Annotated in this window: 13 protein-coding genes; 5 read left to right on the top strand and 8 right to left on the bottom strand. The window is 65.1% G+C overall.

The window, feature by feature from the left end; all coding sequences use genetic code 11:
* Positions 1-175: 175 nt before the first annotated feature.
* On the top strand, positions 176-400 hold the full coding sequence (locus QM467_RS04165; protein ID WP_283365036.1) for a DUF6489 family protein: 225 nt from the start codon (positions 176-178) through the stop codon (positions 398-400).
* 120 nt (positions 401-520) lie between these two features.
* Here QM467_RS04165 and QM467_RS04160 read toward each other — a convergent pair whose 3' ends face one another.
* From QM467_RS04160 to QM467_RS04150, 3 genes are all read right to left on the bottom strand, one after another.
* Positions 521-1,057 carry a GlcG/HbpS family heme-binding protein gene (locus QM467_RS04160; protein ID WP_283365035.1) on the bottom strand — a complete coding sequence of 179 codons (537 nt, stop codon included), beginning with the start codon at positions 1,055-1,057 and terminating at the stop codon, positions 521-523.
* Between the two features lie 41 nt (positions 1,058-1,098).
* Positions 1,099-2,430, bottom strand: coding sequence for a M23 family metallopeptidase (locus tag QM467_RS04155; protein WP_283365034.1), 1,332 nt, complete (start codon positions 2,428-2,430; stop codon positions 1,099-1,101).
* 108 nt (positions 2,431-2,538) lie between these two features.
* Complete coding sequence (locus QM467_RS04150; protein WP_283365033.1) at positions 2,539-3,009, bottom strand: peroxiredoxin; 471 nt, start codon at positions 3,007-3,009, stop codon at positions 2,539-2,541.
* Between the two features lie 319 nt (positions 3,010-3,328).
* On the opposite strand from QM467_RS04150, the gene QM467_RS04145 reads away from it, so the two are divergent.
* Together QM467_RS04145 and QM467_RS04140 are read left to right on the top strand one after the other, a co-directional pair.
* Positions 3,329-6,682, top strand: a complete 3,354-nt coding sequence (locus QM467_RS04145) for an AsmA-like C-terminal region-containing protein (RefSeq protein ID WP_283365032.1) — start codon at positions 3,329-3,331, stop codon at positions 6,680-6,682.
* A gap of 91 nt (positions 6,683-6,773) precedes the next feature.
* The gene (locus QM467_RS04140) at positions 6,774-7,463 is read left to right on the top strand and encodes an HAD-IA family hydrolase (RefSeq protein ID WP_283365031.1); all 690 of its coding nucleotides are present in this window, start codon (positions 6,774-6,776) and stop codon (positions 7,461-7,463) included.
* On the opposite strand, the gene QM467_RS04135 is transcribed toward QM467_RS04140, so the two are convergent.
* The 4 genes from QM467_RS04135 to parE all read right to left on the bottom strand — a co-directional run bounded on the left by QM467_RS04135 (position 7,447) and on the right by parE (position 12,186).
* Positions 7,447-8,967 (bottom strand): DEAD/DEAH box helicase, encoded by a 1,521-nt coding sequence (locus QM467_RS04135; RefSeq protein ID WP_283365030.1) that lies wholly within the window; start codon positions 8,965-8,967, stop codon positions 7,447-7,449. The genes QM467_RS04140 and QM467_RS04135 overlap by 17 nt on opposite strands.
* Before the next feature lie 318 nt (positions 8,968-9,285).
* Positions 9,286-9,537 carry a hypothetical protein gene (locus tag QM467_RS04130; protein WP_283365029.1) on the bottom strand — a complete coding sequence of 84 codons (252 nt, stop codon included), beginning with the start codon at positions 9,535-9,537 and terminating at the stop codon, positions 9,286-9,288.
* Between the two features lie 61 nt (positions 9,538-9,598).
* On the bottom strand, positions 9,599-10,132 hold the full coding sequence (locus tag QM467_RS04125; protein WP_283365028.1) for a cytochrome b: 534 nt from the start codon (positions 10,130-10,132) through the stop codon (positions 9,599-9,601).
* Between the two features lie 14 nt (positions 10,133-10,146).
* Positions 10,147-12,186, bottom strand: coding sequence for a DNA topoisomerase IV subunit B (gene parE, locus QM467_RS04120; RefSeq protein ID WP_283365027.1), 2,040 nt, complete (start codon positions 12,184-12,186; stop codon positions 10,147-10,149).
* A 277-nt stretch (positions 12,187-12,463) separates the two neighbouring features.
* Here parE and QM467_RS04115 point away from each other — a divergent pair, with 277 nt between their 5' ends.
* Positions 12,464-12,841 carry a response regulator gene (locus QM467_RS04115; RefSeq protein ID WP_283365026.1) on the top strand — a complete coding sequence of 126 codons (378 nt, stop codon included), beginning with the start codon at positions 12,464-12,466 and terminating at the stop codon, positions 12,839-12,841.
* On the opposite strand, the gene QM467_RS04110 is transcribed toward QM467_RS04115, so the two are convergent.
* The gene (locus tag QM467_RS04110) at positions 12,842-15,601 is read right to left on the bottom strand and encodes a PAS domain-containing hybrid sensor histidine kinase/response regulator (protein ID WP_283365025.1); all 2,760 of its coding nucleotides are present in this window, start codon (positions 15,599-15,601) and stop codon (positions 12,842-12,844) included.
* Between the two features lie 281 nt (positions 15,602-15,882).
* On the opposite strand from QM467_RS04110, the gene QM467_RS04105 reads away from it, so the two are divergent.
* On the top strand, positions 15,883-17,118 hold the full coding sequence (locus QM467_RS04105; RefSeq protein ID WP_283365024.1) for a TCR/Tet family MFS transporter: 1,236 nt from the start codon (positions 15,883-15,885) through the stop codon (positions 17,116-17,118).
* Positions 17,119-17,121 lie beyond the last annotated feature (3 nt).

Here is a 17,121-nt window from a genome sequence, read left to right as displayed (position 1 = left end):
CGCCGCCGGGCGCTTCGATCGCCGCCAAATTGGCGGTCGAAGCCAGTGGCGGGAGCCTCCGCGCGGCCGGAAAAATGCAATTTTAAACATCGACCAAGAAAGGCGTGGTGTTTTCGCGTCGCAGGCCTATGTTTAAGTAGATATTTTTTATTACGTCGTGGCGTGGAGCCGGGTCATGAAGATCACCGTGAACATAGATTGCACGCCCGCAGAAGCACGGGCGTTCATGGGCCTGCCTGATTTCGAGCCGATGCAGAAACGCGCGATGGAAGAACTCGAAAAGCGCATGCTGGATTCGGTCGAGCGCTATTCGCCGGAAGCCTTGCTGAAAATGTGGATGCAGCCGGCGACGCTCAACGCGGACTGGCTCCAGGATATCCTCCGCCAGGGCCGCAAATAGAAACAATCTTGCGGGCGCGGGTAATAATCGGCGTCGCGACTTCATTTCTTGAAGGCTCTTTTATTTCGGCGCGCCGCCTGGCGCGCCTTTTTCATCCGGCGCGCCATTTTTTTGCTGGCGTTATTTGTTGATCGTCGCCGCGCCCGCCGCGCAGGCGACCTCGTCCTGCGATCCTGTCCCGCCCGAGCAGCCGATGGCGCCGATGAGCTTGCCGTCTTCGATCAAGGGAAAGCCTCCGCGCGAGGCGATGACGCCGTCGAGTGTGAGGACATATTTGTAATCGGCCTTCTGTACCCCTTCCTCGAACACCCGCGTGGGGCGACGGAAGGATGCGGCGGCGCGCGCCTTATGTTCGGCGATGGCGATCGAGGCGAGCTGCGCCCCGTCCATGCGCGCAAAGGCGACGAGATTGGCGCCGGAATCGACGACGGCGATATTGAGCGGCCAGGCATGCTTCTCGGCCTCGGCCTGCGCGGCGGCGATTGCGGCCTGCGCGTGAGCCAGCGATATCGGCGGCCCATAGGGCGTCGCAAAAGGCATTTTGTCGGGGATAGCGTCGAGCGGGTAAGGAGGCGGCGCGGCGGGTTGCTGAGCGGAGGCGGACAGGGGCGTCAGAATGGACGCGAAAAGCAGGAAAACAAGGGTGTGGTTGCGCATGAAAACCTCCCGGAGCACGGATGCCGGCAGGATAACGCAGGTCACAGCCCCGCGTTCAACAACCGTCCAGCTTTAATGTAGCGGCTTGGGTCGACCGGCGCGCCATCGACGCGCACCTCATAGTGCAGATGCGGGCCGGTCGAGCGCCCGGTGGAGCCAATCGCCCCGAGCGTCGCGCCCGCCTGCACCCATTGGCCATCCTCGACGAGGATGCGCGACAGATGGCCGTAACGGGTGGTGAGACCGGCGCCATGATCCACCTCGACCATATTGCCATAGCCGCCCGCCGGTCCCGCCGCGATCACGCGGCCGGCGGCGGTGGCGCGCACCGGATCGCCGTAATCGCCGCGAAAATCCATGCCGCTATGCAGGGCGGGCTTGCCGAGGAAAGGGTCTGTCCGATAACCGAAAGTCGAGGTGACGTCGAGCGGGCCGGGCAGGGGCTGGCGCAGCGGCGCAAAGGGCAGGGCCCGGCGCAGCCCGTCCATCGTGACGATGGACGTGTTCAGGCTGGCATAGGCCCGTTCGAACTCGCCGCCGCGCTCCGGCGACGTTGCAGGCACAAAGGGTCCGCCCATCGCGACATTGGTGACGCCGTCCTTGTCGGGCCGGGCCGCCGCCTGCCGCACCATGCGCTCGACCGGCAGACCGGCTTCGGCGAAGGCTTCGCGGAGGCGTTCGGCTTTGGCGGCGGCTGGCGCCTTGAGTCCGTTCAGGGCCGCGATCTGGCGCTGCTCGATGCGGTCGAAACGCGCCGAGAACGTGCGCAGGCGCTGATTGGGCAGGGCCGGATCGACGTTTTCGGACACGTCCTCGCCGGCAGGCTCCAGCGGATGGGCGCGGCGCAGATCGAAGCCTTCGGGCGCCGGCTTGAAATTTTCCCGCGCGGCGGCAGGCGCAGGCGCCGCCTGCGAGGCCGCCGCGGGCGGCTGGGCCGGCGCGGCCGTTCCCGGCCGGCGGGCGGCGGAGAGATCCTGCGGGTCGATCCGCGCGGCCAGCGCGGCGAGCAGGGCGGAGCGGGATTCGAGCTTGGCCTGGCGGACCGTCAGCTCCGCCATTTTGCCTTCGAAACTGTCCTGATTGAGCAATTGCCGCGAGGCGATGGAGTCGATCTGCGAACGCAGCGCGGCGATGCGGTCCTCATAGGCGAATTGATTGCTCGCCTGCCGGCGCATCAACGATGCGAGCATATCGTCGCGGAACATCAGGTAGGAGCCCGCCGCGAGGCAGGTCAGCGCAAGCGCCGGAACGATGAAAAGCACCGCTGCGGCGACCGCCCGGGGAAGCGCGATCTGGCGATGAAATTCGCCGAGAGACACCTGAAGGATCAAGCCAGGCCGAGAGGCCTGCGCCGGAATTGCCGCGCCACGCATCATGCTTCATCCCGAAGGATCGCGCCGACCAGGGCGCGATCGAGTTCAGGAGAAAAGGTAAGCGAACATGGTTAATGTTTCGCCAACGGGGGGCGTGGAGCGCCCTGGTTACAGGCTTTTGGCCGCCGCCAGAACTTCCTCGGCGTGGCCCGGCACTTTCACCTTGCGCCAGACGCGGGCGATCTTGCCATCGGGGCCGATCAGGAAGGTCGTGCGCTCGACTCCCATATATTTGCGGCCATACATGCTCTTCTCGACCCAGACGCCATAGGCTTCAAGCATCTGCTTGGCTTCGTCGGCGACCAGCGGAAAGGTCAGTTCATATTTGTCGCGAAACTTGTCGTGCATCTTGACCGGATCGGGCGAGGCGCCAACGATCGTCGCCCCCGCCGCCGCGAATTCCTTCGTCAGCCCGTTGAAGGCGATGGCTTCGGCGGTACAGCCCGAGGTGTCGTCCTTGGGATAGAAATAGAGCACGAGCTTGCCGCCCTTGAAATCGCCCAGTGAGATCTCGCCCTTGCCGTCCCTTGGCAAGGTGAAATCCGGGGCCGAATCGCCCGCCTGTAAAACCGCCGCCATCGCCTGTCCCTTCAGTTCGCGAAGCCCATGACGGGGCCTCCGCTCAAGCCGCCATTTTTGCTTAATTCGGGCGTAAATGTCTGCATATTTCTGCGCCGCAAAAGGCAGGCCCGCCGCGCCTCCGGGCCGGAAGGCGGCGGCGTTTTGCTGTAGAATGACGATTCGGTTGGCAAGGCCAGCGGCAAGGGTGAAGAAAGCGATCGCATTGGTCGAAACGAGAGATCTAGAAGTTCTTGAAGCGCCGCCGCCCCCGCCGGAACGGAGGAGGCGCTTTCGTCGCGCGCGCCGTCTCGCCAGCGCGGCGTTGTCCTTCGCGCTGATGACGGTTCTGTGCGTCCTGGGAATTGTCGTCGCAGCGCTCGCTTTCGGTCGCGTCAGCCTCGACGTCTTCAAGCCTGTTCTTGTCTCCGCGCTTCAGCAGCGCCTGGGCCCCGCCTATGCGCTGGAAATCGAAGGCATAGGCGTCGAGCGGCAGGATCGCGGCCTCGCCTTGGCGGTCACGGGCGTCAAGCTGAACCGGGCCGACGGCCACCGCCTGATTTCCGCGCCCAAGGCCGATCTCATTTTCGATCCGCTTTCCCTGCTGGCCGGGCAGATCAAGCCGTCGCGGGTCGATATCGACGGCCTGAATGTAGAGCTGCGGGTGCTGCCCGACGGAGGCCTCGATCTTTCGGCGGGGGGCGAACCCTCCAGCCTGACGCCCCCGACGGCGCCCGACGCCGCGCCGAATGCGCCGGCAGACGCCTCCGCCGCGACCCCGCAGCCCAGCGTCGCGCCGCCGACCAGCGGCGAGGTCCATGTCGAGCGGGCCAGGGTGTTGCGGCAGGCCGCCAAGGCGATCAACGCCATTTTCGACCTCGGGCAAGGCCGGGACAGTCCAATCGCCACGCTCGATCATTTCGGGATCAGGCGAGGGCGCCTGATCGTCGATGACCGCGAGGCCGGGCAGAAGCGCGGCTTCGAGGAGTTCGAATTTTCACTCGACCGCGCCGTCGCCAGCCACCGCCCCGTGGTCGACGTGAAAATTTCGGCGCGCGGCCCCAGCGGCCGCTGGTCGGTCGAGGGCGTCGCACGCGGCGGCCGCGACGAGGCCCATGAGCTGGCGATTGACGGATCGGGCTTTTCCATCGACGAAATCGCGCTGCTGGCCGGCAAGACAAGTCTGCCGATCGATTCCGACATTCCGATTTCCTTCAAGGCCTCGGCCTCCTTCCGGGGCGATGGTCATGTGTTCGACGCCAACGCCCGGCTGGCGCTAGGGCAGGGGTTCTGGCGCTTCGACGATCCCGATTTTCCACCGGTTTTCCTGGACGAGTTTTTCGCCGCCGCGCATTGGGACGCGGCCAATCATCGCGCCGTGGTTGACCAGGCGCAGATCTTCTCGGGCGCCTCGCGCTGTTTCCTCAACGGCGTGATCGCGCCGCCCTCGCAGGACGCCGCGCCCTGGAGCATCTCCTTCAAACAGGCCGAGGCCTGTGTGATCGGTCCGGACCGGGCTGGCGAGAAGCCGGTGACGATCGCCACGATTCGCGTCGATCTGGCGCTCGATCCGCCGAACAAGATCCTGTCGCTCAATCGCATCGAGCTGGTGGGGCCGGAGGTGGCCGCGGCCGTGCAGGGTTCGGTCGACTGGGTCGAGGGCGCCCACATGCGCCTCGGCGTTTCCGCCGGCAAGATGACGGCCGCGGGCGTGCTGGCGGTCTGGCCCCACGCCTTTGGCGCGCCGGTGCGCGGCTGGGCCGGCGACCATCTCCTCTCCGGAACGCTCGAGAACTTCCGTTTGGCGGTCGATCTCGACGATCTGGACCTGCGCATGATGCGGGCGCAGATTCCGCCCATGAACGACCGCGTGGCGATGGATTATACCGTTCGGGATGTGGCCTTCACCTTTCTCGACGGCGCTCCGGCCGTCCAGGGCATGAATGCGCAAGGCGTCTCGACCGGCCGGTCGGCGCGGATGGACGCCAGCGTCGCCTTCATGGAAGCAGCGCCCGGGCGGCGGATCGACCTGACGGATGGCCGCATGACGATGCCTGATTTCAAGGCCAGGCCGATGCAGCTCATCGTCGGCGCGCATGGCCGCGGCTCGCTCGATGTGCTGGGCGAGATCCTGGCCATGCCGGGCTTCGCCAAGGTCGCCAGCCTGCCGCTGGACCCCAAGACGACAAAGGGCCAGTTCGACGGCGAATTCACATACCGGACCGCGCTCCAGGAGGTTTACGACCCGAAGCTGTCCAGCATGGAGGTCAAGGCCCGGGTCGAGAGTTTTGCGGCGGATCGCCTGATCGGCAAGGCCGGTCTCGAGCAGGGCTCGCTATCGGTGAGCCTGCTCGGCGGCGTGACCCACATCACCGGAACGGGCAAGCTGTTCGGCGCCCCGGCGACGCTCGAATTCACACGAAGCGACGACCAGCCGGCCAAGGGGACAATCTCCTTCCCGATGGACGAGGCGGCGCGCGCCAAGGCCGGGCTGAATTTCGGCTCCAGCGTCGTCGGTCCTGTCGGCGTGAAAATTGTCGGCGATGTCGGCGCGGCTCATCCGCAGGCCCAGGTCGAGCTGGATCTCGCCAGGACCGGGTTGATCTATCCCGTGCCGGGGCTTTTCAAGCCCGCGGGGCGCCCCGCGAAATCGACCTTCTTCTATCGTGAGGACGAGCGCGGCGGCGCGACGCTGGACGATTTCATTTATGACGGCTCCGGCCAGAGCGCCCGGGGAATGCTGCAGCTCTCGCCCGAAGGCGCGCTGGCGGCGGCGAAACTGCCGCAGTTGAAATTCTCGCCCGGCGACAATCTGCAGGTCGACGCCCAGAAGAGCGGCGAGACCATGAAAATCACGGCGCGCGGCGCCGCCGTCGACGCGCGTCCCTTTCTGAGCAGCCTGACGGACAGCAGTCCATCTCGCGGCCCGACCACCGATTTCGATCTTGACCTCAATACGACCCTGTTGACCGGCGCCAATCGCCAGATCATTTCCAACGCCGCAATGCGTCTTGCCAAGAAGGGCGGCCAGTTCCAGGCGCTCAACATTTCCGGGAACTTCGGCGCCGATCCGGTGAAGGGCGTCCTGACCCGTCCCGATTCCGGTCCGCCGCTCTTCACACTCAACACGTCCGACGGCGGGGCGCTGCTCGCCTTCCTTGATTTTTACACGCATATGGAGGGCGGCGCCTTCGCGGCCGAATTGCGCCTCGCCGACGGCGGATTTTCCGGCTCGGTCGATGTCGAGAATTTCGTGCTGCGCGGCGAACCGGCTCTGAAAAGTTTCGCGGACGCGCCCAACGCCGAGGCGCTCGCCTCCAAGGTCAAGCTGAATCCGAACGCCGTCTCATTCACGCGCATGCACGCCATGCTACAAAAGAGCAACGGCCGGTTGGTGGTGCGCGACGGGGCCATCGCCAATCCGAGCATCGGCTCGACGCTCGAGGGCTGGATCGATTTCGACAAGGATACCCTCGACGTATCCGGCACCTTCGTGCCCGCCTATGGCGTCAACAATCTGTTTGGCCAGTTGCCCGTCATCGGGATGGTGCTTGGCGGCGGTCAGGAGGAAGGGCTGATCGGCGTCAATTTCCGCGTTTCGGGCAAAACCGCATCGCCGGTCCTGTCGGTTAATCCGCTCTCGGCCATAGCCCCGGGATTTTTACGCAAGATTTTCGGCATCCTCCCCCACTGATATGCAGAAAAATTTAAGACGGATTGCGAAGTTTTAAATTTCATTTTGGCCGCCGCGCCCTCACTTTGGCGAAAAAGCAGAGGAGGCGCGCGTGGTCGAGGTGGTAATTTTCGATCTGGACGGGACTTTGGCCGAGACCGAGGAGGTCCATCGTCTCGCCTTCAATCGGGCCTTCGCCGATTCCGGCCTCGACTGGGACTGGGACGTCCCGCTCTACCGCGAGTTGCTGAAGGTGACTGGAGGCAAGGAGCGGATTGCTCATTTCATCGAGCGAAGCGGCGGACGCGCCGAACCCGCCTTCGTCGCCGACCTGCACAGGGCCAAGACCGCGATTTATACCGGCATGGTCGCCGCCGGCGGCGTGCCGTTGCGTCCGGGGGTCAGGGAATTCATCGAGGCGGCGCGCGCGGCGGGGCTGGAGCTGGCCATAGCGACCACTACCTCCATGCCCAATATCGAGGCTTTGCTCGGCGCGGCGCTCGGCCCGAACTGGCGGGCGATCTTTCCCGTCGTCGGCGCGGGCGACATGGTGGAGAAGAAGAAGCCCGCGCCGGACGTCTATCGGCTGGTGCTGGATAAGCTTGGCAAGGCGCCGGAGCTTTGCGTCGCCATCGAGGATTCCCGCAACGGCGTTCTGGCGGCGCGGGGGGCGGGCCTGCGGGTCGTCGCTGTGCGCTCGCCGTTCAGCGCCGACGACGATCTCGCCGGCGCGGCGGTCGAATTGCCGAATTGCGAGGGCCTGACGATGGCCCTGCTGGAGTCGGTTACTCGGCCGTCTTGACGCTCTTGATCCGCACCGGGCGGAGCAGGAAGCTCGGCACATGATCGCCCATGCCGATCACAGGCGCATCGTCATCAGCCTGGCGGCCGGCGCTCTTCCGCCGGGGCGCCTCGTCCCTGACCCGCGCCGGCGCATCTTTCGCGCGGGCCGGAGCGTTTCTTGCCCGCGGCTCGTCGCTATTGGGCGAGTCAAGTCGCGCGCGGGGCGCCTCGTTATTTGCGTGTGGAGCGTCCTGGCGGGCCTGCCGGGCCGGCTCTTCGCCGCCGCGCGCGCGTTCACGACGCGGTCCCCGCTCGGGGCGGTCGCCGCGCGATCCACGGCGCGGTCTTTCGGACGCGCGGTCGCGGTCGCGGCCAATATGTTCGGCCGGAGCCAACTCGCCGAAACGCGGGCCGGCCCACTCGATCTGTTGCTTGATCAGATCCTGGATCTGGGCGACATATTTGGAATCGTCCTCGGTGACGATCGTATAGGCGTGGCCGGTGCGGCCGGCGCGGCCGGTGCGGCCGATGCGATGGACATAATCCTCGGAATGGGTCGGCACGTCGAAATTGAAGACATGGCTGACGTCCGGAATGTCGAGGCCGCGCGCGGCGACGTCGGAACAGACCAGAATATCGACCGCGCCATTCTTGAAGGCGTCGAGCGAGGCCATGCGCGCGGACTGGTCCATGTCGCCATGCAGCGCGCCGACTGGAAAGCCGTGCTTTTCGAGGCTCTTGTAGACGATGGCCACATCGCGCTTGCGGTTGCAGAACACAATCGCATTTTTAAGGCCCTCGGCTGCGCGCAGCAGGCGGCGCAGGGTTTCGCGCTTGTCGCCGCCGCCATGCGATGCGACCAGCTGCTGCGTGATCGTCGAGGCCGTGGTGGCGGCGCGGGCGACTTCGATACGCGTCGGATTATGCAGGAACTGCTCGGTCAGCCGGGTGATTTCCGGCGGCATGGTCGCGGAGAAGAACAGGGTCTGCCGGGTGAAGGGCACCAGTTTGCAGATCTTCTCGATATCGGGAATAAATCCCATGTCGAGCATGCGGTCGGCCTCGTCGATGACGAGGATTTCGATGCCGGACAGCAGCAGCTTGCCGCGCTCGAAAAAGTCGAGCAGGCGGCCGGGCGTGGCGATCAGCACGTCAGCGCCGCGCATGATCTTCACTTCCTGGTCGGCGAAGGAGACGCCGCCGATCAGCAAGGCCACGTTGAGCTTGTGCTGCGAGCCGTATTTGTTGAAGCTTTCCTCGACCTGGGCGGCGAGTTCGCGCGTCGGCTCCAGGATCAGCGTGCGCGGCACGCGGGCGCGGGCGCGGCCCTGTTCGAGCCTGCATAGCATTGGGAGTGTGAAGGCGGCGGTCTTGCCGGTGCCCGTCTGCGCGATGCCGAGCACGTCGCGGCCAGCCAGTACGCAGGGAATGGCCTGAGCCTGGATCGGCGTCGGCGTGGTATATCCGGAAGTTTCGACGGCGCGCAGCACTTTTTCGCTGAGGCCGAGTTCGGAAAACTGCATTAAAGGTTCCAATATCAGGGTTTGAAAAGGATCGGCCCCGCCAAAGAGCTGGCGCCGCTCCCACAGGAAGCAGCCGCCGAGGTCAGCCAATTCAATTTATCGAGCCGAGCGGCGGGACCCTGAACCCAATCGGCAAAGACGCCACGAAGCATGATCGCTTTGTGCGTCACTTCGGCGGAGGGCGCCCGAGACTGGCTGGCCGTGAAGGCAAGCCGTCATCCCTGGCGCACACACCCCGAAACGCCACGTGGACCATTAGGCCAAGCGGCGTCAAAGTCAATGAATATCTCGGAATATAGCGCCGAAAGGGGCCGCTTCTCAGCGAGTTTTCGCGCTTTCGCCGCAAGGATTGAGCTGGACCTTGCCAGCCTGTCCGCGGATAGAGGCCGTGGGCGCATAGTCGACGCCGGCGCGATCAAACGCGAAAGTGGGCAGAGCTCCGCTTTGGGCGAGCTTGTCCATTCCATGCGCGCCGAACACGCAGACGATCGAAACAAACGCGCAAATCAGCGCGAATTTATCGACCGCGGATCCCTTCCGGTTGTTAGCCAAATCCTTGTCTGCGGACATCTGACGCTCCCGACATGATGGATCCTTTATGAAGGGCCACGGTAAACGGAGCGTTACGAGATCACGGTTTCATGCGTGCGATGATGTTGTCGCGCAGAACGAACTGGTGATAGAGCGCGATCAGCACATGGCCGACGGCGACGGCGATCAGGGCGTGCGCCAGCAGTTCGTGGACCTCGCCGAATTGATGGGCGACGTCGCGATTTCCCTCGAAAGGCGAGGAAACCTGGAACAAGCCGAAGTTGAGCGGCGCCCCGCGCCACAGGAAGGTCGGGATTCCGACCAGCGGCACGGCGATCATCAGCAGGTACAGCACGCCGTGGCCGGCCGCCGCCGCCCGCTGGAACATCCGTCCCATGCTGGCGGGATAGGCGGGCTTGGGGTGGGTGACGCGCCACAGGATGCGCGGGAGGATCAAACTGAGCAGGAGAAGGCCGAAGATGGCGTGGAGATTGACGATCGGCGGGCGCAAGGGCTTGTCGAACAGGTCAATGCTCAGGCCGACCGCATAGAGTCCGAAAATCAGCAGCGCCATCAGCCAATGGAGCAGGATGAGCGGGGCCTCGTAATTTTTCCTGCCGGCGATCACGGACATTCTCGGCTCCAATTTCAAAGATCGACGAGATCGGCGGAGGCGGCGAAGGCGGCGCGCTCCTGCAGGAAGGCAAAGCGCGCCTCGGGCTTGGTTCCCATCAGGCGCTCGACCGAATCCGCGGTCTCCTCGCGGTCCTCGTCGACGATACCCACGCGCAGCAGGGTGCGTTTGCCGGGCGCCATAGTGGTTTCCTTGAGTTGCGCGGGCAGCATTTCGCCAAGGCCCTTGAAGCGGCTCATCTCGACCTTGCCGCGCGCATTGAACTCCTTGCGCAGCAATTCGTCGCGATGAAAATCGTCGCGCGCATAGGCGATTTTTGCGCCTTGCGTGAGCTTGTAGAGCGGCGGAACGGCCAGATACAGATGGCCCTGATCGATCAGCTTGGGCATCTGCCGATAGAAGAAAGTGATGAGAAGCGACGCGATATGGGCGCCATCGACGTCGGCGTCGGTCATGATGATGACCTTGTCATAGCGCAGGTCCTCGGCGCGATATTGCGAACCGGTGCCGACGCCCAGCGCCTGGATGAGGTCGCCGAGCTGCTGGTTGGCCGTCATTTTCTCGCGCGTCGAGCTGGCGACATTGAGGATCTTGCCGCGCAGCGGCAGGATCGCCTGATTGGCGCGGTCGCGCGCCTGCTTGGCGGAGCCGCCCGCGGAATCGCCCTCGACGATAAAGATTTCAGAACCTTGTGCGGAATTATTCGTGCAATCCGCGAGCTTGCCCGGCAGGCGCAGCTTGCGCGTGGCGCTCTTGCGGGCCACGTCCTTCTCGGCGCGGCGGCGCAAACGTTCTTCGGCGCGATCAACCGCCCATTCAACAAGGGCCTTGGCCTGGGCCGGCGCGGCGGCGAGCCAATGGTCGAAGGCGTCGCGCATATTGCTCTCGACGATGCGCGAGGCCTCGGCGCTCATCAGGCGGCTCTTGTTCTGGCCCTGAAATTCCGGCTCTCGGATGAAGATGGAAATCATAGCCGCACAGCCAGCCATCAAGTCTTCGCTGGTCACCGCCGCCGCGCGCTTGCCCAGGCCAATGCGGTCGGCGTGGTCTTTCAGTCCCCGCAGCAGGGCGAGGCGCAGGCCCGATTCATGTGCGCCGCCGTCCGGGGTCGGAATGGTGTTGCAATAGGAATGGACCGCGCCATCGTCCTGGGCGAGCCAGGCGACGGCCCATTCCAGCGAGCCGTGCCGCTCCGGCTTTTCCACCCGGCCGACGAAAAACTGCTCGGCGACCAGCTCCTTCCCCTCGATGTCGGCGGCCAGATAATCCTTGAGGCCGCCGGGGAAATGGAAGACCGCCTCCGGCGGCGTCTTGCCATTGGGGTCGAGCAGGGAAGGCGCGCATTTCCAGCGTATTTCGACGCCGCCGAACAGGTAGGCCTTGGCCCGCGCCATCTTGAACAGCCGCGCGGGGGAAAAACGCGCGGTTTCGCGGAAGATCTCCGGATCGGCGCGGAAACGCACCTTGGTGCCGCGTCGATTGGCGATGCGGCCGAGGTTCTCGATCCCGCCGACCGGCGCGCCGCGCGAAAAGATCTGCCGATAAAGAACCTGGCCGCGCGCGACTTCGACTTCCAGCCGCTCGGACAGGGCGTTGACGACCGAGACGCCGACGCCATGCAGGCCGCCAGAGGTCTGATAGGCCCCCGAGTCGAACTTGCCGCCCGCATGGAGCGTGGTCATGATCACTTCCAGCGCCGATTTCTTCGGAAATTTAGGATGCGGATCGACCGGAATGCCTCGACCATTATCGGTCACCGACAGGAAGCCCTCCTCGTCCAGCGCGACGTCGATGCGGGTGGCGTGGCCGGCCACAGCCTCGTCCATCGAATTGTCGAGCACTTCCGCGAAAAGGTGATGCAGGGCGGTCTCGTCCGTGCCGCCGATATACATGCCGGGACGCCGCCGCACCGGCTCCAGCCCCTCCAGAACCTCGATCGAGGCCGCCGTATAGCCAGATTCCCCGGGCGTGCCCGAAGTCAGAGGCTTCTTCAGCTCGGGGGCTTTCTTGCCCGGCGCCGGCTTGGGCGCGCCAAATAGATCGTGCTCGGCCATGGTCCCGCAAAGACGTTTGAGATGTCGAATCTTAACGCATCCGGCGCGTCAGGCGATCCTCGCCGAAGAGTTTCCCACAATTCGAATGGATCGCGGCTGGCGCCGCGCAGACGGCGTTCTGTCGTCGTGTGATTAGCATGAAGCGCAAAGGGAGGGAACAGAACGAAAACAATTTTTATCCATGCCGGCAAAAGGGCCACATTTGCGGGCGCTCCGCATGGCTCCGCGGCCAAAAGGCTGCTATCGATGGCGCATTCCCTCCCATGGCGGAGAAAACATGGCGCGCCGTCTGTTGGTCGTGGATGACGATCCGATCCTGGCTTTCCTGGTCGCCGAATGGCTGATGGAGATCGGCTGCGAAGTGGTCGGTCCGGCGCGCTCCGTCCCGGCGGCGCTGGAATTGGTCGAGCGGGAGGGCGTAGCGCTCGATGGCGCGCTGCTCGATGTCGCGCTCGAGGGCGAGGACTCCTATCCAATCGCCGACGCTCTGGCGCTTTACGGGGTGCCCTACGCCTTCGTCACCGGCCACGGCATCGGCGGACTCGCGCCAGGCTATCGTGACGCGCCGGCTCTGACCAAACCATTCCAGTTCGAGGATTTGCAGCGGATGATCGACGGGCTGATCGCCCTGCGTGGGCGCGAGCGGGCGGAATGATCAATTCGCAGGTTCGGTCGCCAGCAGGCGCGACAACTTGCGGCGCAATTGCTCCGCGCTGACCGGCTTGTGCAGGAGTTCGAAGCCGCTTGCGGCGATTTCGGCGATATGTTCCGTCGCAGTGTCGCCCGTGAGAATAAGGGTCGGGAACTCACGGCCCGATTGGCGCGCGATTTCCTTGGCGGCGTCCACGCCGGTCAGGCCCGCGCCGAGGCGATAGTCGCTAACGACCGCATCGAAGCGCCAGCGCCGCGCCAGCGCCAGCTCCAGCGCCTCCTCGCCGCTTGACGCCGCGAGAGTCTTGCAGCCCCATTTGCGCGCGATGTTTTCGAGGCCGCGGCGCAGGATCAGATTGTCCTCGATGATCAGAATGCGGCCGCGTGGGTCCTCGAAATGCGTGGGAAGCGCTTCGGCGGGGCCGCTGGCGGATTCTGCGGCGGGCAGGGATAGCGAAAAGCGGGAGCCTCGGCCCACTCGCGAGCTGACCTCGACCTGCGCGTCCAGCAGCGCGGCGAGGCGCGCCACGATGGCGAGCCCCAGCCCAAGGCCCTTGGCGAGATCGCGCCCCGGATTGTTGAGCTGGATGAACTCCTCGAAGATTTCCTTCTGCTTTTCCTCGGGCACGCCGACGCCGGTGTCGACGACGTCGATCCGCACCCGCGAGCCGCGCCGGCGCAGCCCGATCAGCACCCCGCCGCTTGGCGTGTAGCGCATGGCGTTTTCGATCAGATTGCGGAGGGCGCGCTCCAGCAACGAGGGATCGGCCAGCGCATAGAGATTGCGCGGCATGACCCGCAGCTCCAGCCCTTTGTCCTCGGCCTTGGCCCCATATTCGGCGGAGAGGCGGTCCAGCATGCCGCGCAGGTCCACATTGTCGATGCTCGGGGCGACCACGCCCGCGTCGAGGCGGGAAATGTCCAGGATCGCCGTGAGCAGGCCGTTGAGGCCGCCCAACGCCTGCTTCATCATCCGCGCCGTTTCGAGCGCCTTGGGGGTGGTCGCAACCTGGCGTTCGATCAGGGCGAGCAGCAGCACCAGCGACTGCACCGGCTGGCGCAGATCATGGCTGGCGGAGGCGAGAAATTTGGACTTGGCGCGATTGGCGCGCTCGGCCTCGAGTGTCGCCTCGCGCAAGGCCTCCTCCATCTCCTTCTGCTCGGTGATTTCCGTGCCGGTGCCGAACCATTGCAGCACCCGTTCCTCGCTGTCGCAATGCGGCATGATGCGGGTCAGGAAGGGCCGGAAGCGGCCGTCCGCGCCACGCAGTGAGATGGTCATGTCCAGCGGGCGGGCGGTCGCGACGCAATCGGCCCAGCGTTCCAGGAACTGGGGCAGGGCGTCAGGCTCCACCACGTCCTTCAGACCTATGCCATCCCGTCCCGCCGCCTTTGCGCCGGTATAATCGTACCAGCGTTCGTTGAACCAGGTGATGTCGCCGTCGGGGCTGGCGATCCAGGCGAGCTGCGGGATGGCGTTGGCGAGCGAGCGGAAATTGCGTTCGCTCTCGCGCAAGGCGTCCTCGGCGGCCCGCAGGCCGCTGATGTCGAGGTCGGTGACGAAGACGCGAACCGGCCGGCCGTCCGCGCCGATATCGGCGCTCCAGACGCTTTCGATCCAGCGTTCCTGGCCGTCATCGCCGATGACCCGATATTCGATCCGTCCGGTCGAGGCCCCGTTGAGGCACTGCTGCACGGCCACAGTCAGTCGCCGGCGATCATCCGGCGGCATGTGATCGAGCAGCCTGTTCAGCCCGTCCTCCATCGGGCCGCCGTCCGGCGGCGTCACCGGCTCGTAGCCAAGGACGTGGGCGAAATTCTCGGCGACATGGACCCGCCGGTTGACGATGTCGAAATCAGTATAGGTCAGGCGGCCGGCGTCGGCGGCGTGGCGCAGGCGGCTCTGGCTTTGCCGGAGCGCGGCCTCACTCTCCTTCAGGGCGATTTCGGCGCGCTTGCGCTCGGTGATGTCAGTGCGGATGGCGACATACTGGCGTGGGCGCTCACGCTCATCGAGGAAAGGCACGATGGTGGTGTCGACCCAATATTCCGACCCGTCCTTGGCCAGGTTGCAGATTTCGCCGCGCCAGACCCCGCCCTTGCTGATGGTCCGCCACATCGAGCGGAAAAACTCCTTCGAATGCGCGCCCGAATTGAGGATGTTGTGGTTCTGTCCGAGCAGCTCGGCCCGCGAATATTGCGAAATCGTGCAGAATTTATCATTCGCATAGGTAATGACGCCGCGCTTGTCGGTAACCGCGACGATGGCGTGCTCGTCCAGCGCGGAAATGCGCGCCTGCAGCTCCAGGCGAGCCTCGGCGGCCTTCAGATCGGAATAGAGGCGATGCATCGCTTCCCCGATCAGGGCGAATATGATGCCGCTCACCACGAAAACGAGCACCGCCGGGCCGTCGGTTGGCGTATCGAGCCAGGCCGAGAACGCATGCGCGGCGAAGGCCGACAGCACGAGCGATGCGAGGCCCGAGAAAAAGCCTCCCGCGAGCGCGCCGATCAGGACCACAGGGTAAAAGGCGATGAGAGCGGAGGGCGCGACCAGGCCCGCCCCGACAAGGCCGGCCTGGCACGCTGCGCCGGCCGAGGCCGCGAGCAGCCCCATGCCAAACGCCAGAGCCACGGGCGCGCTGTGACGCAGACTGGCGATGCGTTTCAGGTAGGCGACATAGGGCGTCATCCAATCGAACGCCGCCGGATCGGGACCTTCAGGGTCTCCGGCGACAATGTCCGATTGCGTTTCCTGCCGCACGCTGCCCCCATCCCAACAGGCCGCCGCGCGCCGCGCGAATATAAAATCGCTATTTCAAAATGTTTCGGCGCGGCAAATAGCTCAAGAAAGTCATATTTACACCAATCGCCCGCAAAGCCCAACCAATCGCCGCGATCTTGCTCAACGACCTTAGCCTAATCATTTGCGCCTGGCGGCGCGGCGATTTTCATTTGCGTCGCGGCGTCCCGACGCGCTAGACGGAAATCCACACACGCGGGTCGCCGGCGCTGACGCGCCGCCCCGAGCAGAGGCGCGACGCTATGGCGATGCAGAACTACAAGCCCGGCAAAGCCGCCTTTCTCTTCATTTTCATCACCGTCGCCCTCGACATGATCGCGCTGGGCGTGATGATCCCGGTGCTGCCCAAACTGATCGTTTCCTTCGAGGGCGGCGATTACGGTTCGGCCTCGCGCATCGTGGGCTATTTCGGCATCGCCTGGGCCTTCATGCAGTTCATCTTCCAGCCGGTGCTCGGCTCTCTGTCGGATCGGTTCGGACGCCGGCCGGTCGTTCTGCTGTCCAATATCGGCCTCGGGCTGGATTATGTCGTGATGGCGCTGGCGCCGACCCTTGGCTGGCTGTTCCTGGGTCGGCTGATCTCCGGCGCGGCCTCGGCCAGCTTCTCCACCGCCAGCGCCTATATCGCCGACATCACCCCCGCCGATAAGCGCGCCGCGCGGTTCGGCATGCTCGGCGGGGCCTTCGGCCTCGGCTTCGTGCTTGGCCCGGCGATCGGCGGCTATCTCGGCCAGATCGACCTGCGCCTGCCGTTCTGGGCCGCCGCCGGCCTGAGCCTCATCAACGCCTGTTACGGCTTTTTCGTCCTTCCGGAGTCGCTGGCGCCGGAGAACCGCACCAAAAGGGTCGTCTGGAAGACGGCCCATGTTATCGGCTCGCTGCGCTTCCTCGGGCGCGAACCGGCGCTGGCGCTGCTGTCCGCCGCGATCTTCCTGTCCTATCTCGCCCATGACTCGCTGCCGAGCATCTTCGTGCTCTACACCAGCTTTCGCTATCATTGGGACGCCCGCACCACCGGCGAGGTGCTCGCTTTGGTCGGACTCGCCCAGACCATTGTCGCCGCTGGCCTGGTGCGGCAGTCGGTCAAGAAATTCGGTGAATTGCCGACCGCCATGTTCGGGCTCGCCTGCGGCGTCGCCGGCTTCATCGCCTACGCGCTTGCGCCGACCGGGACCGTCTTCATCGCCGCGCTGCCGCTGGTCGCGCTCTGGGGCCTCGCGGGGCCGGCCTTCCAGGCTTTGGCGACGCGGTTGGCCGGCGTGAGCGAACAGGGGACCGTTCAGGGCGCCATCGCGAGTCTGCGCGGCATTTCCGGCATGATCGGCCCGATCGCCTATACCCAGATCTTGTCCTGGGAAATCGCGGGAGGGCGCAATCCGGGCGGCAGCTATGGTCTCGCCGCGCTTTTGCTGGCCCTGAGCCTCGTCTTCACCCTTGCGGTCGGACGGGCCAATATCGCGGCCCGCGACGCCGCCTGAGAC

The organism is Rhodoblastus sp. 17X3 (assembly GCF_030056575.1).
GTDB lineage: Bacteria > Pseudomonadota > Alphaproteobacteria > Rhizobiales > Beijerinckiaceae > Rhodoblastus.
This window is presented reverse-complemented; position numbering and strand designations above follow the sequence as displayed.